The organism is uncultured Mailhella sp., from assembly GCF_947631555.1.
In the GTDB taxonomy this organism is placed as follows: Bacteria; Desulfobacterota; Desulfovibrionia; order Desulfovibrionales; family Desulfovibrionaceae; genus Mailhella.
Genome location: NZ_CANRLT010000005.1, coordinates 1 through 23,460, shown reverse-complemented (window position 1 = coordinate 23,460; position 23,460 = coordinate 1). Strand labels below are relative to the sequence as shown.

19 protein-coding genes and 1 riboswitch are annotated in these 23,460 nt (G+C 59.1%); of the genes, 8 read left to right on the top strand and 11 right to left on the bottom strand.

The features are described from left to right. Positions 1-133: 133 nt before the first annotated feature. Complete coding sequence (locus Q0Z94_RS01465; RefSeq protein WP_298066810.1) at positions 134-346, bottom strand: hypothetical protein; 213 nt, start codon at positions 344-346, stop codon at positions 134-136. A 12-nt stretch (positions 347-358) separates the two neighbouring features. Here Q0Z94_RS01465 and Q0Z94_RS01460 point away from each other — a divergent pair, with 12 nt between their 5' ends. Beyond that, positions 359-1,690, top strand: coding sequence for an outer membrane homotrimeric porin (locus tag Q0Z94_RS01460; protein WP_298066807.1), 1,332 nt, complete (start codon positions 359-361; stop codon positions 1,688-1,690). Between the two features lie 826 nt (positions 1,691-2,516). Continuing rightward, entirely contained in the window at positions 2,517-3,803 is a 1,287-nt protein-coding gene (locus Q0Z94_RS01455; RefSeq protein WP_298066800.1) for an outer membrane homotrimeric porin, read from the top strand. 60 nt (positions 3,804-3,863) lie between these two features. Here the strand turns inward: Q0Z94_RS01455 and Q0Z94_RS01450 are convergent, their stop codons facing one another. Together Q0Z94_RS01450 and Q0Z94_RS01445 are read right to left on the bottom strand one after the other, a co-directional pair. Then, the gene (locus tag Q0Z94_RS01450) at positions 3,864-4,841 is read right to left on the bottom strand and encodes a DMT family transporter (RefSeq protein WP_298066794.1); all 978 of its coding nucleotides are present in this window, start codon (positions 4,839-4,841) and stop codon (positions 3,864-3,866) included. A 221-nt stretch (positions 4,842-5,062) separates the two neighbouring features. Continuing rightward, positions 5,063-5,929, bottom strand: coding sequence for a phosphodiester glycosidase family protein (locus Q0Z94_RS01445; protein ID WP_298066791.1), 867 nt, complete (start codon positions 5,927-5,929; stop codon positions 5,063-5,065). Positions 5,930-6,208: 279 nt separating this feature from the next. Between Q0Z94_RS01445 and lysS the strand changes: the two genes are divergently transcribed. Genes lysS through bamA form a run of 4 tightly spaced genes read left to right on the top strand, consistent with a single transcriptional unit; the run spans position 6,209 to position 12,382 of the window. After that, positions 6,209-7,714: a lysine--tRNA ligase gene (gene lysS, locus Q0Z94_RS01440; protein WP_298066995.1), complete on the top strand. Its 1,506-nt coding sequence runs from the start codon at positions 6,209-6,211 to the stop codon at positions 7,712-7,714. 22 nt (positions 7,715-7,736) lie between these two features. After that, complete coding sequence (locus tag Q0Z94_RS01435) at positions 7,737-8,981, top strand: lipoprotein-releasing ABC transporter permease subunit (protein WP_298066789.1); 1,245 nt, start codon at positions 7,737-7,739, stop codon at positions 8,979-8,981. Between the two features lie 4 nt (positions 8,982-8,985). Beyond that, a complete protein-coding gene (locus tag Q0Z94_RS01430) occupies positions 8,986-9,696 on the top strand; it encodes an ABC transporter ATP-binding protein (RefSeq protein WP_298066774.1) in 711 nt (236 codons plus the stop codon). Continuing rightward, entirely contained in the window at positions 9,677-12,382 is a 2,706-nt protein-coding gene (bamA, locus tag Q0Z94_RS01425) for an outer membrane protein assembly factor BamA (protein ID WP_298066763.1), read from the top strand. Before Q0Z94_RS01430 ends, bamA begins: the two co-directional genes overlap by 20 nt. Before the next feature lie 186 nt (positions 12,383-12,568). Here the strand turns inward: bamA and ribA are convergent, their stop codons facing one another. Beyond that, complete coding sequence (gene ribA / locus Q0Z94_RS01420) at positions 12,569-13,795, bottom strand: GTP cyclohydrolase II (protein ID WP_298066756.1); 1,227 nt, start codon at positions 13,793-13,795, stop codon at positions 12,569-12,571. A gap of 72 nt (positions 13,796-13,867) precedes the next feature. Beyond that, positions 13,868-14,014, bottom strand: a riboswitch (FMN riboswitch). 332 nt (positions 14,015-14,346) lie between these two features. On the opposite strand from ribA, the gene Q0Z94_RS01415 reads away from it, so the two are divergent. Then, positions 14,347-14,637, top strand: coding sequence for a hypothetical protein (locus tag Q0Z94_RS01415; RefSeq protein WP_298066748.1), 291 nt, complete (start codon positions 14,347-14,349; stop codon positions 14,635-14,637). Positions 14,638-15,066: 429 nt separating this feature from the next. Then, complete coding sequence (locus Q0Z94_RS01410; protein ID WP_298066744.1) at positions 15,067-15,303, top strand: hypothetical protein; 237 nt, start codon at positions 15,067-15,069, stop codon at positions 15,301-15,303. Positions 15,304-15,455: 152 nt separating this feature from the next. Here the strand turns inward: Q0Z94_RS01410 and Q0Z94_RS01405 are convergent, their stop codons facing one another. The 7 genes from Q0Z94_RS01405 to rseP all read right to left on the bottom strand — a co-directional run. Further along, on the bottom strand, positions 15,456-15,899 hold the full coding sequence (locus Q0Z94_RS01405; RefSeq protein ID WP_298066740.1) for a hypothetical protein: 444 nt from the start codon (positions 15,897-15,899) through the stop codon (positions 15,456-15,458). A 144-nt stretch (positions 15,900-16,043) separates the two neighbouring features. Beyond that, a complete protein-coding gene (locus Q0Z94_RS01400) occupies positions 16,044-16,814 on the bottom strand; it encodes a hypothetical protein (RefSeq protein ID WP_298066734.1) in 771 nt (256 codons plus the stop codon). Between the two features lie 97 nt (positions 16,815-16,911). After that, positions 16,912-18,264 (bottom strand): TolC family protein, encoded by a 1,353-nt coding sequence (locus tag Q0Z94_RS01395; RefSeq protein WP_298066724.1) that lies wholly within the window; start codon positions 18,262-18,264, stop codon positions 16,912-16,914. Between the two features lie 6 nt (positions 18,265-18,270). Then, entirely contained in the window at positions 18,271-20,214 is a 1,944-nt protein-coding gene (locus Q0Z94_RS01390) for a MacB family efflux pump subunit (protein ID WP_298066719.1), read from the bottom strand. 52 nt (positions 20,215-20,266) lie between these two features. After that, on the bottom strand, positions 20,267-21,475 hold the full coding sequence (locus tag Q0Z94_RS01385; RefSeq protein ID WP_298066712.1) for an efflux RND transporter periplasmic adaptor subunit: 1,209 nt from the start codon (positions 21,473-21,475) through the stop codon (positions 20,267-20,269). A gap of 153 nt (positions 21,476-21,628) precedes the next feature. Next, a complete protein-coding gene (tsaB, locus tag Q0Z94_RS01380) occupies positions 21,629-22,399 on the bottom strand; it encodes a tRNA (adenosine(37)-N6)-threonylcarbamoyltransferase complex dimerization subunit type 1 TsaB (protein WP_298066707.1) in 771 nt (256 codons plus the stop codon). A 5-nt stretch (positions 22,400-22,404) separates the two neighbouring features. After that, positions 22,405-23,460: RIP metalloprotease RseP (gene rseP / locus Q0Z94_RS01375; protein WP_298066693.1), on the bottom strand; the 1,056-nt coding region annotated here is incomplete at its 5' end.

Sequence of the window (23,460 nt, the reverse complement as noted above, 5' to 3'; positions counted from 1 at the left end):
GAAAAAAAAACGGCTAGTTATCAAAAATAAATTTCATTTTCAAAATTATTGACAGTGAGGGATTTCTATCAGTTTTGCCGTATCCTGTCCTGCTTTTTGAGGAAGAAGAACGCAGAACATTTTTCGAAAATTTTCAAATTTCCTTGGCGGAGAGCGAAATTTGGAAATAAAAAAATAATTTAAATTGAATTTCATTTTCAATAATGTTGACAATCCTTCGATTTTGAGAGATGGTCGGTTTTGCGTCAGGTACTGGCTGCAAACGGTATGCGTGCGAGCAAAGGCGGGGGCCGGAGAGCACATCGCAGCCGGGGCGCTTCAGATTCCCGCTTCGAGCGGAAAACATGCAGGACTTCTTATGAAAAAACTCGCTACACTTTTCCTTCTGGCCGGCTTTGTGCTCGCTTCCTCTTCCTCCCCCGCCTCGGCTGTCGATGTCAGCGTCGACGGCGAATACCTCTTTCAGTATCAGACAGGCTCCGTGGGCTTCCGCGGCGCCAATGAAGCCAGTAATCAGCAGCGCGTCCGTCTGGGGCTGTCTCTCTCCGTCAACGAAAACCTTTCGGGTTATTTCCAGACAAACAACGAGTGGGAACTTGGCAGCAGCACCAGCAACGACAGCGGGTCCGGAGGCAGTGAGGCACTGACTGTGGAGCTGCGCCAGGCGTATATTGACTGGAAGGTTCCGGGCACTGAGATGAAGATCCGCATGGGCCGCCATGCCTTTGATATGCCGGCCTATGCCGGCGTTTCGCCCATCATCGCCGATATGGTTGGCGATGGTGTGGTCGCTTCTCTTCCTTTTGCCGGCAGCTATAATCTGACGGCCTTCTGGACGCGCCTGTACCGCAGTTCGGATGATCCGGTGGTCAGCAGGGAATTTGACCTGTTCGGTCTGATCGGCAGCGCCGGTTTTGACAGTCTGACGCTGACGCCCTGGCTGCTCTATGGCGCCAAGGGCAAGAATGCGGAAGGCGATCAGACGGCGGAGGATTTCGAAAATCCCATGGAAGAACAGGGGAATATCGTGGGCGATGGACGCGCCGACATTTTCCTCGGCGGTCTGGGGCTGGAGTGGAAGCCGCTTGACGCGCTGACGCTGGCCCTGGACGGCGCCTATGGCCACACCCGTTACAGCAACAGCGAGCAGTCCCTGCGCGATCAGGAAGGCTGGTACCTTGCAGGCAAGGCATCGTATGACCTCGGCTTTGCCGAACCCGCCCTGCTTGCCTGGTACGCCTCCGGTGACGACAGTCACGATGAGAAGTATTCAGGCCAGGTTCCCTCTATCTACGGCGATTTCGACGGCACCAGCACCTACTTCAACGCAGCATACGGCATCTTCGGCGGCAACCACCATACCATCGGCGGAACGTGGGGCGTGAGCGCCCAGTTGAACGGGCTTTCCTTCCTCGAGGGACTGAACCATGACTTCAGTGTGACCTGGTTCGGCGGCACGAACAGCAAGGATAACGGCGGGTACGGCGACGGGTACGACTACCTGACCGCCGAGGATTCCTGTGTGGAGTTCAATCTGCTGAACACCTATGAGATCTATAAGAATCTGACGACCGCTTTGGAACTGGCCTACATCATTGAAAACTTCGATACTGATACCGCCCATGGACGCAGTGGTGAGAGCTATAACAACGACTGGCGCGTGGCTCTGCATTTTCAGTATCGGTTCTGATTTTTCCAGTATTTTTTGACATAACGGCGGCCTGTCTTCACGGCGGGTCGCCGTTTCACTGTCGTTCCGGCAGGGAAAAATTCTGCCAGGCGCGTTCCTACGGTGGCACAGAAGAACGATGCCGGCGCTCAAGATGTTCTGGATGGCTTCCTGTGTGTGCGGGGAAAAAACTGCCAAGCCTGTCATAAGGCTGCTTACAGCCGGAGGGCTTCCTGCATGGGGAATCCGGGCACGGCGCACATTTCCGGCAGAAAATCGCATCTGTTTCCAAATCAAAAGAAGCAAAAAGATTGTTAAAAAAGTTTGCTATCCTGTGCAGTTCCGGCGGAAAGAAACAAAAATTCCACGAAAAAGGGAACATACGCCCTTATCGTTGCTTTAGCTGAACTATATTTGAACACAATGAAGAACAGGCGAACCATGTGAAATTATTCTAAATGTTCGTCATTGCAAAAAATGTGGAGAAAAATTATGGCAGATAGTTTTTATTGGAACAAGAGATAAAAACAAAAAAATGTTAAAACTTTTTTATCAAACGAAAGTTTCTTGTTTTTGAGCTTTCATCAAAAATTTATTCATATAAATAAAGTGATTATTCTATAAATTTCCATGTGAAAAAAGGAAAAAATGCCATAGATGCAGAAGGAATGATGTCTCATTACATTTAAAAAACTTGACGTATACTATACATTCCCGCATAGGAGAATGGCTTTAGAGCTGTTCCGCGGCTTCGCTCCGAAGGCGTCGTGCGCTGAAAACGGAGAGCAGTCGCAGCGGAACGGCATGGATTTTTATGGGCCTTCGGGCCGGAAAGGTTGGTGACCCAATGGCAAAGCTCGTTACCTTGTTCATGGCTTCAGCTCTCGTGCTGGCGGCCTCAGCTCCCGCTTCCGCCGTCGAGGTGAAGCTCGGTGGAAACTATCAATTCGTGTTTCAGACGGGAGAAGGGGACTTCACCGGAATCAACGCCGATGATATGCAATCCCGCGTCCGTCTGGGCCTGACCTTTTCTGTCAGCGAAGATCTTTCCGGCTATTTTCAGACCGAAACCCGATGGGGCTGGGGCACGAGGAACCGCAATAAGGGCGCGGATCTCGATGTCGTCATGCGGCAGGCGTATATTGACTGGCGGCTGCCCGGAACGGACGTGAAGCTTCGCATGGGACGCCAGTCCGTTTCCCTGCCTTCCTTTGCCAGCACGGGTGTGCATATCAGCGATCTTGTGGCCGATGGCGTGGCCGTCCACACGCCCTTGGGGGACGGCGTTTCACTGTCCGCCTTCTGGCTGCGTCCCGCCCGTGCGGAGGACGATTCGCCGCATGCCAGGACCTATGACCTCTTTGGACTAACCGGCACGGCTACTTTTGGCTCATGGAGCGTCTCTCCCTGGGCCGTGTATGGTTCCAAGGCGGCAGGGCTTGAAGCCGATGCGCAGGGAAACATCAGTGCCGGGCCGCACGCCGATATTCTGACTTTCGGCGGCGGTCTGGAATGGCAGCCTTTTAATCCCGTTACCCTTGCTCTTGATGCCGGATGGGGAAGGGCGGCCTACAGCGGCAGAAGCGATCAGCAAGGCTGGTTCGCCGTGGCCCGCGCAGCGTATGCGCTGAAGTTTGCCGAACCTGCGCTCCTTGGCTGGTACGCTTCCGGCGACGGCAGGGGAGCGCTGAAGAACAGCGGCCAGTTTCCGGTCATCTTCGGAGATTTCAACGCATCCAGCACCTTTTTTGATAATACCTGGGGGCCTGGGGCTGGGAACGGCATACACAACACCGTCATTGGCGGCACCTGGGGCCTTGGCGTCCAGCTGAACGGGATTTCCTTCCTCTCCGGACTGACCCATGACCTCGGCGTCGTCTACATCGGCGGCACGAACTCTCGGTACAACGGCGGCTGCGGTGCGCCCAACGCTTATTCTTCCTACCTGACCAGCGAAGACAGCCTCGTTGAATTCAATCTGCTGAACACCTGGGAGATCTACAAGAACCTGACCAGCCGTCTGGAACTGGCCTACGTCGTTGAAAACTTCGATACCGATACCGCCCACGGGCGCGGCGGAGAGCACTACGAGAACGCCTGGCGCGTGACGCTGCACTTCCAGTATCTGTTCTGAGAACGCGTTTTTTCTCACTCTGACCGGAGGCCTGCATCAAAGGATGCGGGCCTCCTTCAGTCAGTGCCGGGGCGGGCGGATGAAGCGCCCGGTAAGGAGCGGCGCGAGGGCGGAGAGCGTCTTCAGCGTGGGGATCATGGATACGGCGGAGGCGATGAGAATAAGCGCGATGCCGGCCCACATGTTCCACGGTATGGCCTCACCCAGAAAGAACATGGCCAGAATGGGGGCGAGGACGGGCTTGAAGAAGAAGACGAGGGACGCCTGCATGGGTGAGGTCGCCTCCATGCCCATGAAGTAGGCGGCGTATCCGCCTCCGGTGACAAAGACACAGACGTAGACGACCATGAGGATGTTGTCCCAGGTGTAGCCGTCAAGCAGGGGCACGGCGGCGAAACTTTCCAGCCCGCAGCTGCGGAGCAGGGCGTCGAAGAAGGGCGCGTGGCTCAGAGTGATGAAGGCGAGCATTTCCGCGCTGGCGGCAAGGCAGCTGAAACAGGTCACGGCGATGCCGGAATATTCGGCGCACTGCTTCTTTCCAAGTACGGCGTACAGGGCAAAGAGCGCGGCTGAGAGCAGTACCAGCGTGACGCCCATGGGATCCAGCCGGGTGTGGAACGGGTCAATGATGACGAGCGCACCGGCAACCTCCAGGGCGAGGGCGGCGACGTGCTGGGGCAGAATGGCGGTTCTGAGGAAAAGACAGGCGAAGACAAGTACCATGACGGGGTTGCAGCTGAACAGCACGCTGACCACGGAAGCGGGAGTGTAGAGGATGGACGTCTGATATAGAACCATGCTCACGAAAAGACCGAGGAAGCCCAGAGCCGCGAAGCCTTTCCAGGCGCGCAGATCCGCTCTGGTGCCGTGCTGCCTGAGGCCGCGCAGCGCAAAGGGGATGAGCAGGAGTCCGCCCACGAGAAAGCGCGTGCAGTTGAGCTGGAGCGGGTGGAAGTCCTGAGCGATGGTCTTGAGGGCCGTTTCCATGGAGCTGAAGAAGAGTGTGGCGAGAAGGATGAACAGGTATCCGCGATTCATCAAACGTTCCTTTGAGGTCAGCTTTCCCGGTAAGGGGAGAAGCGGGATGGACAAGGCGTTGAAACCGATGAAATCCCTTTCCACACCTTCTCTCTGCAGGGAGCGGCAATCCGTATGCTTTCTGCCGGCTGCGGATTGAAACATGGAGAGAGGAGTCCGGAAAGAGGCTTTCGAGGTTGTGCCGCTGCAGGGCAGGAGGCAGGGAAACTCTGCTGGCCGGTTCAGCGCGGAACCGCGCCCAGAACGCTGGGCAGTGGCGGGCCGTCGCCGGTTCCGGAAAAGTAGTTCGCCGGGGAAAGACCTGTCCAGACGAAGACGCCCTCATCGCGGCGTAGCAGCAGGGAGGCTTCACTTCCGCCCTCCGCATACATGGCGGAGTTGAGGTTAAGTTCGCTGTGGGACTTGAGGGCCTCCACAAAGTCGTGTACCGACACGGCGTTTTCGCAGTGCAGGAAGAGGATGCGCCCGTTCAGGTCTTCGGCAACGGCGGCCACCGCGTGCCGTGGCCCGTTTTCCGGCCAGAGCTGCTTGCCGTCTGAACCCATGAGACGGAAGTTCTGCACCACGATATCGTACTGCGGCAGGAGTCTTTCCCAGTCGTCCCGCTCCCGATCCAGCACGGCGGCGCGGGGCAGTCCGGGACTGCGCGGCCCGGCCACAAAGAAGGAGCCGTAGCGCCGGACAACGCGGCTGTTGTTGGTCTGTTCGCCGCTTCGCATATATCCCGTGGAGGTGAGTCCATCCGCCTGGTACATGCTGGCGTTCACGGCAGCGCTGAGTTGTTTTGCCGCGGCCCATTCGCGGATGCTGAGGACCCGGCCAGACTCCCAGCGGGCGCTGCACAGGACGAAGTCGTAAAGCGTGGTGTCGATGCGCAGGACGCGGATGAGGAAATTTTGCACGGAAGCGCCGTCCTGCTGCCGCCCGCAGGAGAGCAGGGCAAGTTCCAGTCCGCGTTCCACGGGCAGCCAGGCCGGCGTGTGGCCCGGGGGCACGGGCAGCGGCTCCTGAACGGCCCGGCAGGGTACGGGGGCGAGAAGCAGGAGGGCGAGGAAGAAAAGACAGACAAGGTGCTTCAGCGTTTCCATGGCTCTTTCTTTATGCCTGCGGGCGCAAACAGGCAAGTGGCAGAGGCTCTTGAATCCCGGGAACTTTTGCCGTAGTGTCCAACTTTCGCTGCCGGCAGGGGCGGTCTTCCGTTGCGCCCCGCCCCGAAATAGCGTATGTTTTCCGAAACGCCACGAACAGGAACCACGCGGTCTGAGGGGCCGCAAATATACATGGAGATTCTTTTGGAGACGCAAAACAAGACCCGCAAGCCCATCAAACTTGCCACAAAGTCAGAACATGCGGCATACTTCATGCCCATGCTGGAAAATTTTGCCGATCACGGGGAACTGAACGAAGTCGTCAAGAACTGCGTGGGCAAGGCCTGTGAACTTCTGGACGCAGGGGTTCCGCTCTATCCGAACGATTTTGTCCGCCGCCACGACGCCGGTTCCGTTCACGCCGAATACGAGGCCCTTGGTGAAAGCGAGCTGGAAGAGGTGGATACCGAATTTTCCCTGGCCGGCCGCATGATGTCTTCCCGTTCCTTCGGCAAGGTCATTTTTTTCCATATCATGGATCGCACCGGACGCCTCCAGTGCTACGCCGAAAAGAGCGTCATGGGCGATACGGCGTTTTCTCAGTTTAAAAAGCTGGATGTCGGCGATATTGTGGGTGTTACCGGGAAGCTGTTCCGCACTAAAACCGGCGAACTCACCCTGCGCTGCTTCACGGCGCGCCTGCTCAGCAAGTCCTTCCGCGCCCTCCCGGACAAGCACAGCGGTCTTACCGATGTGGAGGCACGCTACCGCCAGCGCTATGTGGATCTCGTCATGAATCCCCGTGCCCGCGAGATTTTCCGCAAGCGTTCCCGCATCGTGCGCGAGTTTCGCCGCTTCATGGAGCAGAAGGGCTTCACCGAGGTGGAAACGCCCATGATGCACGCCGTGGCGGGCGGCGCGACGGCCCGGCCCTTCGTCACCCATCACAATGCGCTGGACATTGAGCTTTATCTGCGCGTCGCTCCCGAACTCTACCTGAAGCGGCTCATTGTGGGTGGCATGGAGCGTGTCTTCGAGATCAACCGCTGCTTCCGCAACGAGGGCATAGACACGCGGCACAACCCGGAATTCACTTCCTGCGAGTTCTACTGGGCCTATGCCACCTATAAGGAACTCATGGATTTCACCGAGCAGCTTTTCGCCCATATCGCCTATGAGGTCTGCGGCAGCACGGTGATCACCTATCAGGGGCAGGAGATAGACCTGACCCCGGGCCGCTGGACGCGCATGACCTACCATGAGGCTCTGGAGAAGGTGGGCGGTCATGCGCCCGAGTTCTACAACGACATGGAATCCGTCCGTACCTATCTCCGCTCCCGAGGGGAAAAGTTTCTGGAAAGCGAGGGTATCGGCAAGCTCCAGTCACGGCTCTTCGATCTGGATGTGGAGGACAAGCTCGTTCAGCCCACGTTCATCTACGCCTATCCTGAGGAAATATCCCCCCTCGCCCGGCGCAATGATGCGGATCCTTCGCTCACGGATCGCTTTGAAATCTTCATCTGCGGCTGTGAGTACGGCAACGCCTTCTCAGAGCTGAACGATCCCGTGGACCAGCGCCTGCGCTTCGAGGCGCAGGTGGCCGCAAAAGCTGCCGGAGACGACGAAGCCTGTCCTCTGGACAACGACTATCTGCGCGCCTTGGAATACGGAATGCCCCCCACCGCGGGAGAAGGCATCGGCATTGACCGCCTGACCATGCTGCTCACGGACGAACCCGCCATCCGCGAAGTCATCCTCTTCCCTCTCCTGCGTCCGGAAGCGTGATCCGCAGACTTCGGGAGGCTCCATGTCGTTTCCTCTGTTCATCGCGTCCCGCTACCTCGTTTCGCGGAGCAAGCGCACGTTCATTTCCGTCATTTCCGTGATGTCCGTCCTGGGAGTGGCCATAGGCGTCGCTGCGCTCGTGATTGTGATGAGCGTCTACAACGGTGTGACGGACGAAATGCGGGAAAAGATACTTGGCGCCAACCCGCACATCATGGTCATGTCCACACGGGCCGGGGCCTTTGACGCGGTTTCGGCGAACGGGGAGGGCGCATCGCCGCTGGAACGCATACGCAGCGTCCCGGGCGTGGTCTCCGCCGCGCCGTTTCTGTATGCGGAAGTTTTGCTCTCCACGCCCGGCGGCGCCACGGGGCTTGTCGTGCGCGGCGTGGATCCCGCGCAGGCGGAAACCATGCCCCTGCTGAACCGTCTGGAGGACGGTGACGCGGAGAGCCTTGGGAAAAGCGGCGGCCCCGCCGGAATCCTCGTTGGCCACGACCTCGCCCGGCGCTTCCACCTTCGCCCGGGCAGCCGCGTGAACCTTATGTCGCCCGCGGGTCAGAGGACGACCGTGGGCTTCGTTCCCAAGCTCAAAAGTTTTCGCGTGGCGGGTATTTTCAAGTCCGGCATGTCGGAGTTCGACAGCCGCCTCGCGTACGTCTCCCTTACGGCGGCGCAGGAACTCATGGGTTTTCCCGCGGGGCGCGTCTCCGGGGTTGAAGCCTTTGTCAGGAATCCTTACGACGCCGTGGACATCGCCCGCGACATCGCCGAAAGCCTCGGCGCACCGTTCTATACGCGCAACTGGATCGACATGAACGCCAACCTGTTCGCCGCACTCCAGATGGAGCGCTTTGGCATGTTCATCGTTCTGCTCATGGTCATCCTTGTAGGCTCCTTCTCCATTATCACCTCGCTCATCATGCTGGTCATGGAAAAGACGCGGGATATAGCCATCCTGATGTCCATGGGGGCCACAGCCGGTGCCGTGCGCCGTATCTTCATGCTTCAGGGGGCCATTATCGGCGCGGTTGGCACTTCTCTGGGATATGTGTTAGGTATTGTCCTGGCACTGCTTCTCAAGAAGTATCAGGTTATCGAACTGCCCCCGGGCGTGTACATGATGGACACTCTGCCCGTCATTATTGAACCTCTGGATCTGGCCGTCATCGGCGTGGTCGCCATGTTTTTGTGCTTTGTGGCCACGCTCTATCCCGCCAGACAGGCGTCCCGCCTGATCCCCGCCGAAGCCCTCCGCTATGAGTGAGCCTATGGAAGACCGTTCTGACATCGCCGGACAGGAGCTTTACCGCGTCGTCCATGCGGAAAAGAAGGTGGAAAGCCCTGCCGGAGAACTGACCATACTCCGCGATGTGGATTTCACGGTGCGCAGGGGAGAGGCTCTGGCCGTTGTGGGAGAATCCGGTTCGGGCAAGTCCACACTTTTGCACATACTCGGCACGCTGGATCGGGCCACGAGCGGGAGTGTATTTTTCGAAGGGCGTGACCTTTCCGCCCTGAGTCCCGCGCAGGCCGCGCATTTCCGCAGCCGGGAACTGGGCTTTGTGTTCCAGTTTCACCATCTGCTGCCGGAATTCAGCACCGTTGAAAACGTGGCGATGCAGGCCATCATCTCCGGCATGTCCAGACGCCGGGCGCTGTCTCTGGCGGAAGAGGCACTGGACAGAGTAGGGCTTTCCGCGCGGCGGGATTACCGGGTGACCACACTTTCCGGCGGCGAGCGTCAGCGGGCAGCCATAGCGCGGGCCACGCTGCTCTGCCCAAAAGTATTGCTGGCGGACGAACCTACCGGCAACCTCGATGAAAAAACAGGAGCCCGCGTGGCAGAGATCCTTCGGGAACTGAACCGCGACATGGGCATGACGCTTATTATCGTGACGCATAACCGGGAGCTTGCATCCTGTATGGATCGCAGCCTTGAAATGAGATCGGGAGAGCTTTATGCGCAGAATTCTTTCTAGTCTGGCCTGTGTGGGCCTGTGTCTGCTGGCGTGGACCAGCGCAGCGCATGCCGCCGCAACCCGCGTGCTGGTTCTGCCCTTTGCGGTTCACGCTCCGGCGGCCTCCGCACAGCTTGCCGCCGATATTCCCGCCCTTGTGAGCCAGAGCCTGGAGAAGTTCGAACTCAAGACTATCCCCACTTCGGCCTCCCGCAGCGGGCAGCCCGAAAATGCGGACAGCGCTGCGGCCAAGGCTCGCAGGGCGAAGGCCCAGTATGCCGTGTACGGCAGCCTTGACCAGCTCGGCGAAGGCTTCAGCCTGAACATGCAGCTTGTGCAGGCGTCCACAAAGGCTTCCCGGAGCTTCCAGATGAACGGCAGCAGTCTGCTCGAGCTTCAGCCTGTGGTGAATGCGCTGTCTGCGGAGACGGCGAACGAGATAGCCTCCAGAACCGCAACCGTTTCCGGTGGATCTTCCCGCCCAGCTCTGAGAGGCGCGAACATCGTCTCTGACATCCAGGTTAAGGGCCTGAAGTTCAGCGATCCCGATCGCGTACTCATGCAGGTGAATTCGCGCAAGGGCGAACCTCTTGACGCCGAACGGGTGGATGAGGACGTGCGCACGATCTGGGACATGGGCTATTTCAATGACGTCAGCGCGGAAGTTCTCCCCGGAGTGGGCGGTCAGATCCTCGTGTTCCACGTTGTGGAGAAGCCGCGCATCGACGATGTGCGCGTGGAAGGTTCTGACGCCGTCAGCATGGGCGACATCACCGAGGCCATGTCCACACACAAGGGATCCGTGCTGAACCAGAAGGTACTTGCCGATGACCTGCAGAAGGTGACGGATCTTTACCACAAGAAAGGCTTCTACCTTGCGGAAGTCACCTACACCGTGGAAGGCCGCTCGGACGGCTCGGCCGCGGCACTTATTCTGCACGTCAAGGAAGGCAATAAGCTCTATATCAAGGAAGTGGCTCTTGAGGGACTTCAGGAGATCGACCCCGACGATGTGAAGGACTATATGTCCCTCAAGGAACGCGGCATGTTTTCCTGGTTTACGGGTTCAGGTGTACTCAAGGACGATCTTCTGGAGCGCGACACGCAGACCATCAAATCCTACTTCATGAAGAACGGCTATGTGGACGGTCAGGTGGCCGCTCCTGAAGTCATCTATGAAGACGATGGCATCCGCGTGATCTTCCGCGTCCGTGAAGGGCAGCGCTACAAGGTCGGCCGTGTGGCCATAGAAGGCGATCTCATCGACACGGAAGAACGCCTCATGGATGTGATCGCCATGGACGAACGGCAGAAGGCCGACGAGTACTTCGACACAGAAGTGCTTCAGGATGATGTCAAGGCGCTGACCGAGTTCTACGGGGATTACGGCTACGCCTTTGCCGACATTGAAATGCGCCCCGAACCCCGTCCTGAAGAAGGAGTCGTGGATGTGGCCTATGTGGTCAAGCCCGGTGAAAAGCAGTACATCCGCCGCGTGGAAGTGGAAGGCAACGGCCGTACCCGCGACAATGTCATTCTGCGCGAGATGCGCCTTGCAGACGGCCAGCAGTTCAGCGGAGCCAGAATGCGCCGTTCCGCGCAGCGTCTTGAAAAGACACGCTACTTCAGTGAGGTCAACCCCAAGGTCGTGCCCACGGGTGTGCCCGGAGAAGTGGATCTCAAGATGGGCGTGAAGGAGACTGAAACCGGTATCGTCAGCGTGGGCTTCGGCTATTCGACCTATGACAAGTTCGGCGTTTCCGCCGCCATCACGGAGAACAACCTCTTTGGCCGTGGCTACATCCTCGGTCTTACCGGCTACACCTCGGACAGGGAGCAGTATCTGGAAGCACAGTTTATCAACCCCCGTGTCTTCGATACCTATTGGGGCTTCTCGGTGACTCCCTACGCCATGGACGAAGAGTGGTCGTATTTCTATAAGCGTTCCGTTGGCACACGCCTGCGTGTCTTCCATCCCATTGGCGAATACACGAGCATCGGCCTGGGCTACAGGATAGAGAAATATGATCTCTACCACATGTCTTCCCACGCATCCCGCATTATTCAGGCATACAGGGGCAAGCACTGGGCCAGCGCTGTGTCCATGAGCGTCACCCGTGACACGACCAACAAGGCCACCTTCGCCACCCGCGGCACCAAGGTCACACTGTCTGCAGAGTACGCAGGTCCGTGGACCGGCGGCGATGACAGATTCTTCAAGCCTATGCTGGAAGCCGGCTTCTACTATGGCCTGAACGACACGAACATCCTGCACGCCCGCGGACTCATCGGCGGGGCGTACAAGACCGAACACGACAAGATGATCCCTGTGTTCGAGCGTTTCTGGATCGGCGGCATACGCAGCATCCGCGGCTATTCCTACGATGACATCTCGCCGCGGGATCCGGTCACGGGCGAAACCATCGGTTCTGACCGCATGGGCTACGCCAACCTGGAATACATCTGGGTCGTGAAACCTGAACTCGGTCTGGCCTTTGTGCCGTTCTACGACATTGGCTTCAACGCCGACAGCGAGCAGACTTCCGATGTGTTCAACAAGGTGTATTCTTCGGCCGGTTTGGAACTGCGCTGGCGTTCGCCTATGGGCGACCTGCGTCTTGCCTACGGCTATCCGCTCTCCAAGAACTCGTCGGGCGAGAAGCGCCACAGCGGCCGCTTCGAGTTCTCCATGGGACAGGCATTCTAAAGGCACGTTCTGACAACAACCGATGAGGGGAGGGAAAACAAACGTTTTCTCTCCTCTCAGCGTTTAAAAGCGAAGTTTTCTGAAGATGCCAAAAAATACACGAACGAAAAGCACGGCAGCAACGCGCTGACTGGAAAAACGGACGTGCGATCCTGGCACTGTTTCAGTCAGGGGCGTGGTCACGCCTTATTTTTTGCCAAAGTGGAGGATATGCCCCATCTTGACCTGCTTGGTGCGCATGTAGTTTTCGTTGACGGCGCAGAGCCCCGTTTCGATGGGGACGCGTTCGGTGATTTCGATACCGTAGCCTTCCAGTCCCACGATTTTGCGGGGATTGTTGGTCATGAGGCGCAGACGGCTGATGCCAAGGTCGCGGAGCATCTGTGCGCCCACGCCGTAATCCCGCAGGTCAGGGGCGAAGCCGAGCTTGATGTTGGCTTCCACAGTATCGTAGCCCTGTTCCTGAAGAGCGTAGGCGCGGATCTTGTTGGCCAGGCCGATGCCCCGCCCCTCCTGCCGCATATAGAGCAGCGCGCCGCGGCCCTCCTTTTCAATCTGCATCATGGCAGCGGCGAGCTGGTTGCCGCAGTCGCAGCGCAGGGAACCGAAGGTGTCGCCCGTGAGACATTCGCTGTGGACTCGGACGAGAACCGGCGAGCTGTCGAACTTTTCATCCACCTCGCCCTTGACCAGCGCAATATGCGTATCCGCGGAGGCGTCGCTTTCGTAGGCAATGATGCGGAACACGCCGTATTTCGTGGGCATACGGGCCTCGGCGACGCGGCGCACGGCAAGTTTTCCGAAGCGGATGTGGTAGCGGATGATGTCTTTCAGAGAGGCGATGCGCAGGCCGTGGGCGGCGGCGAAGGCTTCCAGGTCGTCTCTATGCGCCACAGAGCCGTCTTCCTTCAGAATTTCGCAGACTACGGCCGCTGGATGCAGACCGGCGAACACGGCAAGATCGACGCCGCCCTCAGCGATGCCTACGCGGGTCAGGACGCCGCCGTTCTGAGCGCGGATGGGGAAGACGTGCCCCGGCGTGACGAAATGCGCAGGCTGGGCATTCTCAGCAGCGGCGGCGCGGATGGTGGCGGCGCGATCCGCGGCGGAAACGCCGGAACCTATGCCCTCGCGGGCATCGATGGAGACGGTGAAAGCCGGGCCCTGGCCGCTCCTGTCTGGCATGGGAGCGAGCCGCAGCCTGTCAGCAATGTCCGGGGAAAGAGCCAGAGCGATCATGCCGCAGGCGCAGCGGGACATGAAGTTGACGGACTCGGGCTGAACGAATTCGGCGGCCATGACCAGATGGCCGCTGCATTCGCGGTCATCGTCATCAACGAGGACAATCATTCTGCCGCCGCGAAGATCGTCGACGGCATCTTCGATACTGGATAGAGAAAAAGGCTGACGCATGACAGACTCCCTGGAGTTGTCCGACATCAGGGCTGCGTAAGGCATGGGGGAGAGATGCTTCAGAAGCTGAAAGCCGGTTCTCTTTCTTCCGGACTGTTACCGTCGGCCCCGGATTCGCACCGGATCTGCGCTTCTTCCCGTGAAGTGGCGCCCGCGGGCTTCCCTGTACTTTTCAGAGTCACCGCCGGTGGGGACTTGCACCCCGCCCTGAGACTTGCTCTATGTTTTTAATGATGAAGGCGGTGCTGTCAAGAGGCACCGCAGGGGAAGATCTTTGCGCTTTCCATGGGAGGTATGGCTTAACTGTCTGAAAGTAAACTTATTTTTTCAAAAATTATGAAAAAAGGAAATGACTCTGCTCGGGACGGGCAGCGGGAGAAGAAACGGTCAGGGCGCATGGGCTTGCCTTTTGCGGGACTTTCCAGTAGAAAGCAAAAATTCTGACCGCAAGGACAGCCCTGTTGACATCTGTACAGTCTTTAAAAAGACGGCGTGTCCTTGTTTTTCCACGTCCTGCCGCCTCTCTGCGGCGATGCCGAAGAAGGATATTCATGGATCCTGTTTTTTCCGCTTCCGGCAAGGAGAGTCCCTCTCCTCTTGCCGATATTCAGCTCCTTGCCGATGGAGAACTGCTCTCCCTGTGGGAACAGACGCAGCTTGCCGTCTTTGCCATCGAGGAACACGGGGGAGACGCACGCATGGCGCGCTTCTACGAACAGGCGATCGTCATGGAAATGCGCCGCCGCCATGCCGGGCAGCCCGTTACTCAAGTCTTTGGCTCGGAAATGCCGGAACCGCTCGGCGAAACTCTTCCCTCCCTCCAGAGCCCGGACGCCCGCTGAGACGCACGTTTCCCATCGCCTCATTCAGGGCTTTTTTCACGGCCTGGGAAACGCCTGAATCGAAGGCTCTTTCATGGTTTTCAGACGTGTGATTGCCGCAGACGCTTCGAAACTTTTTAAGGATTTTTTCTTTTGAAATCCTTTATGTTCATGGGAAGCCCGTTTGAAGCAGGCGTTTCAGTGTTCTGTGACACGCCCCGTGCCGCCTGTTTTTTCGTTTTTCAAGGTTTCAGCTATCGGTCAAGGATTGTCTCACAGGGCGTGAGGCGATCCTTTTTTATGCCTCGTGTGCGGGCAGGGGGCTGCCGCTTGGGCGGCTTTCGTTTGTCTACTAGCATCAGAGTGCTTGAGCCATGCCGGTGCCTGATGTGGTTTTTTGCCGCGGGGGTGTTTTTTCAGGCAGCAGGGCATACCCCGGAAAGGGACAGAATGGCAGAACCTTCCGCCATCTGTCCTAAACCGGTCGCGCAGCAGGTTGGAGAGGTGTTCGATTCCCTCGAAGTTGAGCGGCACGAATCCCGTTGCCCGGCCATCGGCATGATGGCGGATGCGGTTCCTTGTGGCCGCAAGATGAGCATCGGGATGGATAATGAGTCTCCGCGATGGGAGAACAAAGATGAGGCCTTTCCAGAGCCGCAATGCCGAAAGAAGTCCTGGGGTGCATGACGCTTTTCATCCAAAGCGGGGGCAGAGGACGGTCTGCAGCAGGGCTGACGCCGGAAGGCGTTCGGAGGAGGGACTTTTCGTGCAGTCGCAGGTACACGGAGTGCGCATGAAAGACCTCACAAAACGGCGGGCGGATGGAGAGTCGCTGTTCTTCAGTATAAAGGACGGCGAGACGTTGTCGGGTCAGCTGTTTTGCGGGGGGGCGCCAGGGCGAACCACGGAACGTAGTTGGCAAGGACAGTGAAGTAAAGAACGCCGGTATGGGGGAACACGGCGCAGGGGAGCGGTAAGAACAGATCGGGGCAGGAGGCCGGAAGCGCGTGAGGCGATCCGCCGTTACCGGTTTCGGGGGCAGCAGTGTGGGAGCGCTTGTCCGTACGGAACGGGGTACGCTCGCCGCCGAGGATATGGCTGAGCGGAGAAAGAGGGTTGGAAATGCCGGTCACGGCCAGAGTCATGGTGGTGATGTGCACACTCGCGTCCATGACGGTCTTTTTCGTGACCTGAGAGGCCGGCGTCATCAGCAGAAAACAGCAGATGACCGTCAGGAGCATCCCGACGGGCAGGCTGAAGTGTTCTGTTGTGGTGCGCGGCATGGCGTTCCCTCAAAGGTATGTCAAGTACCTATCACAGAGAACGTGTGGAGCGCAAGGGGAAGCAGAGAAAAAAAGGCGTTGCCCGAAGCGCTGTGAGACGAAGGACTGTCCCCGACCGGCTTCCTGGTGCGGAGACCATTGCCTTCAGACTTCTGTGGCGTGCAGCCAGAGCTGATAGCGTGCGTCAAGCCCCTTTTTCGTGGTCTTCCATGCGGTACCCGCGGAATAATAGCGATCCAGTTCGATTTCGTATTTCTCGATACGCGCAAGCAATGCCTCGATGGTGCGCAGGGATTGTTCGTTCGCCGCCTGAAGCGCTTCGTAGGCTTCGCTGAACGGTTCGCAGGTAAACTTTTCTTCGGGAGTTTTGGAGGTCATTTCCCTGCCGGTCGTGAGCGCAAAGAGCTTCTTGAATTTTACATATTCGATGCGGTCGTAGGACACGGAGCGCATGAACGCGGCAAGGTCGTTGTGCAGACTTTTGAAGTCGTTGTAGGCTCGGGCCGCCGCCGACCGGGGGAAGAAGGAATCGCAGGAGAGCAGCAGGAAGTATTCTTCGCCGAGGAATTTTTTGAGGCGGGGAAATTCATCGCGGTCGTAGAGGTAATGATCCCAGTCCGAAAGGTGCTTGTCTCCGTCCATGGCGCTGATGAGCAGTATCTTGTGGTGCAGAAGTTCGCCGTAGACGCGGCCGGCGCGGCGTTTCAGCACGGTGATGCCGGCGTTTTTGGAAGAGAAGTACATGGTCAGCGAGGCCAGAAAGGCCACCAGGCTCACGGCGAACACGGCGATGAAGATGCCCATCCAGGTGATCGAGGCCATGGCAAGCGTGGCCTGGGTGAAGGGGATGAGCAGCAGCAGGGAGAACAGTGACAGAGAGAGCAGCGCCAGTGCAAGATTGCGGTACATGCGCATGGAAAAGAATCCTTGTAGGGTGAGGCTGAAGCCGGGAGCGTCCAGCGTTCGGGATAAGTGAAGGCGAGTTTCTTCCCAAAAAGGAAAAAGGTCAATGTTAATTCCCGGCGTGTATCCTGCCGCCCATGGCCTGAAACACGGCGTTGGTATCGGCGATGAGCGCGTATTTCGCGTCCAGCACGGACAGACGGGCGCTGTTGCGTACCTGAAGCGCGTCCAGCCAGTCTTTCAGTTCGTCTGCGCCAAGCTCGTAGCGGGCCTTGCGGTAGGCCTCGACTCGCTGCCCGGCGGCATAGGTCTTTTCCGCCGTTGTCAGCTGCTGAAAGGCCGTGCCCAGCAGGCCGCGGTACAGGGCTACCTCGTTCAGGGCCTTGGTCAGGGCCTGCCGAAAGGCCAGCAGGCTGTCGTTGAACGCCTCTTCGGAGATGCGCACGTCACATTTCACACGGTTCCAGTCGAGGAAGGGCAGGGAGAGATTGATGAATCCGTTCAGAAACGGCGTTGTGAACAGGGTGCCGCTGGACGGGGAGGAGACGCCCAGCGCCCCGCCCACCGTGAGCGTAGGGAACAGGGATTCCCGTGCGGCCCGATAATCCTTCCAGCCCGATTTTACCCGAAATTCCGCCGCCTTCACGTCCGGCCTTGCGCCAAGCGCGGCAAGGGGCACGTTGAGATCCACGGGCGGAACGGAGACGCTCAGAAGGTCGGGCGCGGAGGTGTCCAGCCCGTCTTCCGGCCGCAGATCCAGAAGGTCGCGCAAGGTCTGTTCCTCTTCCCGAAGCTGGTCTTCCAGGGCCAGCAGAGAAGAGTGCTGTTGCTGCAAACGCTGTTCAGCCTGTGCGGGATCCAGACCATCGATCTTGCCCGCCCGGAACTTGGCACTGGTCAGGGCGTAGAGTCTTTTGTAAAAATTCAGGTTCTCACGGCTCAGGGTGAGTTCCTGCCGTGTGCGTGCCATGCTGAAATAGGTGTTGACCACACTGTTCACGAGGGCGAGACGCGTGGCTTCCCTGTCCTCTTCCGTGGCCCGGTATTCCCAGGCCTGCGCTGAAGCGGAACTGCGCAGGCGGCCCCAGAGGTCGAGTTCGTAGTTCAGACCAAGGGAGGCATCGAAGCGTCGGGTCGAGTCGCCGCTGTCGGTCTGAAGACTGGAACTCGCCTCTCCGCTGCCGGAGAATGATGGCACGAGGTCGGCCTTGAGCTGACGCGCCCGATAGAGTGCCTGATTCACACGCACGGCGCTGCGGGCGAGGTCGGTATTGCGTTCCAGAGCAAGAGCCACGAGGTGGTCGAGAGTTTCGTTTCGGTACAGCTTCCACCATTCCCGATCGATGGCGTACTGCTCCCGTATTTCGCTTTCGCTCAGTATGCCCTGACCGGCGGTGTCGTAATCACGGGTGGAGCAGGCGGAGAGCGGAAGCAGGCAGAGGAGGAGAAGGAAGATCTTCATGAGGGTTCACTCCTGGGCCAGAGCCTCGACGGGGTTGAGTTGTGAAGCCCTGCGCGCGGGCATATAGCCGAAGATGACGCCGATCACCGTGGAGCAGGCCAATGCAAGGACAATGGAGGCCGTGGAGAAGGACATGGGGAAGTCGCTGACAAAGCGGTTGAACAGTGCGCCGATAAGGGCGGAGGCCAGCACGCCCACAACGCCTCCGATGAGGCAGATAAGCACGGCCTCAATGAGGAACTGTTGGAGTACGTTGAACTGCCGCGCTCCGATGGCCATGCGTACGCCGATTTCACGGGTGCGTTCGGTGACGGACACAAGCATGATGTTCATGACGCCGATGCCGCCCACGAGGAGTGAGATGAAGGCGATGCACGAGATGAGCAGACGCATGGTATTCGTGGTGCTTTCGATGGTCTGGCGTATGCTGTCCGTGTTCATGGTGAAGAAATCCGTCACGCCGCGGTGCCGCGAGGTGAGCAGGCGGGTGAGTTCCTTTTCCGCGATCTGGGCGCTTACGCCGTCCGCAATTTTTACAGTGATGGAGGAAATGGTCTGGCTGCCCGTGATACGCGCCATGTGCGCCGTGTAGGGCATCCAGACGGTAAGCGTACTGCGAGGCCCGAAGGAGGCGTTGGGCGCTTTGGTCACGCCGACCACCTCAAGGGGATGGCGGTTGAACAGGATAACCGCGCCCACGGGGTTTTCACCGTTGGGGAAAAGCTCCCGTGCAGTGTTGTCGTCGAGTACGGCCACGGCTCTGGCCTGGGCCACGTCTTCTGGTGTGAGCAGGCGGCCTTTGGCGAGTTCCAGTCCGCGCACGGTGAAATACTGTTCACCCACGCCCGTGAGCGAGCCTGTGGCGGAAACGCTGCGGTAGACGAAGCTGCCGCTGGCACTGGCCGAGGGCGTGGCGCTGTCGATATAGCTCTGTTCGGCGAGAGCATCGGAATCGTAGACCGTGAGCGTCTTGTAGCGGGCCGAGTTGCGGTCGCCGAAGCTTTTGCCGGGCATAATGTCGATGGTGTTTGTGCCCATGGCGTTGATGTTGGCCAGAATCTTTTCCTGAGAACCCAGCCCCAGAGCCACCACGGACACCACCGAGGCGATGCCGATGATGATGCCCAGCATGGTGAGCAGCGAGCGCATTTTGTGGGCGAGGATGGCCTGAACGGACATGTGGAAGGCTTCGCCGAACTGGTCGCGCATGTAGCGCCAGGAACTGCGGAAGAGCGGAGACGTTGTGTTTTCCTGCCGTTCCCGCAGCGGAGCTTTGCGCTGGTCGCTGATGACTTCGCCGTCCTTGATTTCAATGATGCGGGAGGCGTATCCGGCGATGTGCCGGTCGTGGGTGACGACGATGAGCGTGTGGCCTTCGGCGTTGAGCTGCATGAGCAGCTTCATGACGTTTTCACCGCTATGGGAGTCCAGCGCGCCCGTGGGTTCGTCGGCCAGAATGATTTCTCCGCCGTTCATCATGGCGCGGGCTATGGACACGCGCTGCTGCTGGCCGCCGGAAAGTTCGCTGGGTGTGTTCTGCGTCTTGGCTCCCAGGCCAAGTTCCGTGAGCAGCTCCCGCGCCCGTGCATCCCGGTCACGCTTCGCCGTGCCTGCGTAGACGGCAGGCAGGGCCACGTTTTCCAGTGCGCTGAGGCTGGCCAGCAGGTTGTAGCGCTGAAAGATGAAGCCGAACTTCTCTCCGCGCAGGCGGGCAAGAGCGTCGCTGTCCATGCCGCCGGCGGGTATGCCGTCCACAAGGTAGGAACCGTCCGAGGGCGTGTCCAGGCAGCCCAGAATGTTCATCAGTGTGGACTTGCCTGAACCGGATTGGCCGATGATGGCGACGAAATCGCCCTTTTCGATGCTCAGAGTGACGTTTTTGAGCACCTGCACACGGCTTTCGCCTTCGCCGTAATATTTCTGGATATTTTTGACTTCGAGGGTGATCATGGCTGTGTTCCGGGGCGCAGGCCGCGCCTCCGCGCAAAGGTCAGGGGGAATCTCAGCGGAGCCTGCCGCGGCCGCGGGCGGCGATGCTTTCCGCAAGCTCGGAGGCCGACATCTGCGCGGCAATGACTTTTTCGCCCTCGTTAACGCCCGAGCGTATCTCGGTCATGACGTTGTTGGTGAGTCCCGTTTCCACGTCGCGTTCTTCAATGCGGCCGTTGTCCCTGAGTACCCGCACGATATGCCTGCCCTTGCCTGCGTTCTGGATGACCAGCGAGGGAAGCATGAGTACGCCCGAAGCGTGGGCGATCTCGATGACGTTCTGCGTGGTCATGTTCAGGAGCAGCAGGGAATCGGGATTGTCCACGCGGGCCTTGGCATAGTAGTACACGGCACTGGCGGAGGACAGGGACGATGAGGACTGTGCGCCGGACGAGGACGACAGCCCGTTCGAGGTGGCATCGCTCAGCGTGGTGTCCCCCGGATCAATGGAGGAAATCCGGGCGCGGTATACCGTATCCGGAGCAGAGAGCAGGGAATAGCGGACGTTCATGCCTTCTTTGACAAAGGGGATGTCGCCTTCCGAGATTTCGATCTTGATTTCCACCGTGCCAAGATCGGCGATCTGCGCGATAGTGGGTGTGGTCTGGTTGGCGTTCACCGTCTGGCCTTCCTTGACGGGCACGGAAATGACGGTGCCGTCCAGAGGCGCAGCGATGCGGGTGTAGCCAAGATTGGTCTCCGCGGTGTTTACCGCAATCTGCTGCTGGACGATCTGGGACTCCATCTCCTTGACGCTGGCCTTTGCCGCGGCGAGGGCATTTTCGGCGTCTTCCAGAGCCGCGCGGGAGGTTGCGTCCGTCTTCTGGAGCTGACGTTCCCGGTCGTATTTGGTTTGGGCTATCTTGAGCGCCACCTGGCGGGATTCAAGCTGCGTCCTGTAGGTGTCGAGCAGAGCACGGGCAATATCTAAGTCGTTCTGCCGTGTGGTGGGGTCGATCTGGGCGATGAGGTCGCCCTTTTTCACCTTCTGGCCGATGACGGCGTTCAGGGTCAGAATTTTTCCGGAAGCCTGCGAGCCTACCGTGACCAGTCCCACGGCATCGATTTTGCCTGTGGCGTTGACGGTCTTGTAGATGTCGCCCCGCGTGACGGTTTCGGTCAGGTAGTGGATTTCGTTTCCCGACTGCACATGGGCGTACCACAGATACGCAGCCACGCCCACGGCTGCGGCGCAAAGGGAAAGCAGTATCTTTCTGTTCATGATGCTCCCTCGGATGCGTTTCGTTCCGTGCACTTTCCTTTTTTATACACCAGGTTACGCCGGAGGGAAGTGTTTCTTTCTTGCAAAGTCTTGCTTCCCCTTAAAGACTCGGAAGGTTCGGAACGAAGCGGCGGCAGCATTCAGCTTCCGGATTCAGCTTCCGAGTCCCGAGTGCGTCAGCCGTTCAAGTTCCTCACGGGCCAGTTCCGGCGTCCGGCCCTGGGCTATGGCGATGGCTGTAAAGTTCTCCACGGCATCGCAGTCGCGGAGATAGAGAGGCGCGATGTCCGTCCCGTCTGCCGTCTCCCAGTTGATGAGCCGTTCCATGGCCAGGAGCGCCGCGGGGGCAGGATGGTCGAAGTCCGGCGGAAGCAGCAGCGCGGAAGGGAAGGCTTTGCTGAGCAGGGCACGGTTGCTGGTCACGGCACTACCCAGCATGAGCTGCGGCTGACCAAGGGCCTCCTTGCCGCTCAGGGCGGGCAGAGGCGTGACAAAGGTCTTGCAGAGCGGGCGGAGCGCGCCGTTGTCTTCCGTCAGAAAACGAGCGCAGTAGGCCAGGTCGCGGCGGGCGTTGGTCATGACCAGCACTTCTTCGCCGGGACGAGGCTGGGCGTTCCGGGCAAGGCAGTGCAGGTAATCGAATCCAGCCTGTTTTCCTTTGTTGGCGCGCGCCAGCCCTGAAGTTGTGGCCAGCCCGATGCGCAGACCCGTGAAATTGCCCGGGCCGGCAGCGCAGGCAATGCGGCGGATGCCGCAGGGGCGCAGACCGAGCCGTGCGCAGGCATCGCCGAGAGCGGCTGTTAGAAGTTCTGTTCCGCCGCGCCGGGCCAGCCAGTCTTCAGCACAGAGCGGGATTCCCCCCTGGCAGAGCAGAAACTGGATGCGTTTTTCCGCAGTATTCAGGATGAGTGTGAGTTCGTCCATAAGCCTTACCTGAACCAGCGCAGAATGTCGTTGAAGGTGGCGAAAACCATGAGTGCGATGAGCAGGGCGGCACCGCCGCGCATGGCCCATTCCTGGACCTTTTCCGGTACGGGCCGGCGGATGACGGTCTCCACGAGGCAGAAGAGGATGGCCCCGCCGTCCAGAACGGGGATGGGCAGGAGATTGAGCAGCCCCAGGTTCACGCTGATGAGCGCAGCGAGGAGCAGCAGGGGCACAACACCGGCCTGCGCCTGCCTGCCGATCATTTCGGCGATGAGGATGGGCCCGCCCACGGTATCGGCGGCCACGGCGCCGGTAATCATCTTTTTCAGGCCGGTGCAGGTGAGGTCAATGATGTTCCAGGTCTGGACGAGACCCAGGCGGGCGGACTCGAAAAAGCCCGTCTTTTCATACCGAACCGCACCGGAGGCCTGTACGCCGAGGAGCCACGCAGTCTCCGTCTCGCCGAAAAGGTTTGTCCGTTCACTGCGTATGGGCGTTATGGAAAAACTCATGACCTCTCCGTTGCGCTCCACCTCCACGGCGAGCGTTCTGCCGCCGGACGCGCCCACGATTTCCGGAACCTGTGCCCAGCGGTTGACGGCAATTCCGTCGATGGCGGTGATGAGGTCGCCCGGGCGTATGCCCGTCTGCATGGCGGCGCTGTCCTGAAGCACCGCGCCCACCTGCGGCAGGGGCACGGCCATGCCCATGACGGCGGTCAGCCCCCAGTAGATGAGCCAGGCGATGAGTAGGTTCATGAAAGGCCCGGCGAAGGCGATAAGCAGGCGCTGCCACGCCGGGCGGTTGTTCACGGCCTCTTCCTGGGTGAAGCCCAGAGTTTCCACCTCATCGCTGTATTCACCGACGCCTGAAACGTAGCCGCCGAAGGGCAGCCAGGCGATGCGGTACTCGGTCTTGCCGCGCTTGATGCCCCAGAGTTTGGGCCCCATGCCGATGGAAAAGGTGATGACGCCCACCCCGAAGCAGCGGAAGGCAAGGAAGTGTCCGAGTTCATGAAAGAAAATCAGGCCGCCGAAGACCAGCACCACGGCGAGCGC

Excerpts from the sequence above, each read along its gene's own strand:
- Q0Z94_RS01400 (WP_298066734.1), bottom strand. The coding sequence starts at position 16,814 with ATGCGCATGTACCGCAATCTTGCACTGGCGCTGCTCTCTCTGTCACTG.
- Q0Z94_RS01405 (WP_298066740.1), bottom strand. The coding sequence starts at position 15,899 with ATGCCGCGCACCACAACAGAACACTTCAGCCTGCCCGTCGGGATGCTC.
- Q0Z94_RS01445 (WP_298066791.1), bottom strand. The coding sequence starts at position 5,929 with ATGGAAACGCTGAAGCACCTTGTCTGTCTTTTCTTCCTCGCCCTCCTG.
- Q0Z94_RS01450 (WP_298066794.1), bottom strand. The coding sequence starts at position 4,841 with ATGAATCGCGGATACCTGTTCATCCTTCTCGCCACACTCTTCTTCAGC.
- Q0Z94_RS01410 (WP_298066744.1), top strand. The coding sequence starts at position 15,067 with ATGGCAGAACCTTCCGCCATCTGTCCTAAACCGGTCGCGCAGCAGGTT.
- Q0Z94_RS01460 (WP_298066807.1), top strand. The coding sequence starts at position 359 with ATGAAAAAACTCGCTACACTTTTCCTTCTGGCCGGCTTTGTGCTCGCT.
- Q0Z94_RS01435 (WP_298066789.1), top strand. The coding sequence starts at position 7,737 with ATGTCGTTTCCTCTGTTCATCGCGTCCCGCTACCTCGTTTCGCGGAGC.
- tsaB (WP_298066707.1), bottom strand. The coding sequence starts at position 22,399 with ATGGACGAACTCACACTCATCCTGAATACTGCGGAAAAACGCATCCAG.
- Q0Z94_RS01390 (WP_298066719.1), bottom strand. The coding sequence starts at position 20,214 with ATGATCACCCTCGAAGTCAAAAATATCCAGAAATATTACGGCGAAGGC.
- lysS (WP_298066995.1), top strand. The coding sequence starts at position 6,209 with ATGCTGGAAAATTTTGCCGATCACGGGGAACTGAACGAAGTCGTCAAG.
- Q0Z94_RS01395 (WP_298066724.1), bottom strand. The coding sequence starts at position 18,264 with ATGAAGATCTTCCTTCTCCTCCTCTGCCTGCTTCCGCTCTCCGCCTGC.
- Q0Z94_RS01455 (WP_298066800.1), top strand. The coding sequence starts at position 2,517 with ATGGCAAAGCTCGTTACCTTGTTCATGGCTTCAGCTCTCGTGCTGGCG.
- bamA (WP_298066763.1), top strand. The coding sequence starts at position 9,677 with ATGCGCAGAATTCTTTCTAGTCTGGCCTGTGTGGGCCTGTGTCTGCTG.
- Q0Z94_RS01430 (WP_298066774.1), top strand. The coding sequence starts at position 8,986 with ATGGAAGACCGTTCTGACATCGCCGGACAGGAGCTTTACCGCGTCGTC.
- ribA (WP_298066756.1), bottom strand. The coding sequence starts at position 13,795 with ATGCGTCAGCCTTTTTCTCTATCCAGTATCGAAGATGCCGTCGACGAT.
- Q0Z94_RS01415 (WP_298066748.1), top strand. The coding sequence starts at position 14,347 with ATGGATCCTGTTTTTTCCGCTTCCGGCAAGGAGAGTCCCTCTCCTCTT.
- Q0Z94_RS01385 (WP_298066712.1), bottom strand. The coding sequence starts at position 21,475 with ATGAACAGAAAGATACTGCTTTCCCTTTGCGCCGCAGCCGTGGGCGTG.
- Q0Z94_RS01465 (WP_298066810.1), bottom strand. The coding sequence starts at position 346 with ATGTTTTCCGCTCGAAGCGGGAATCTGAAGCGCCCCGGCTGCGATGTG.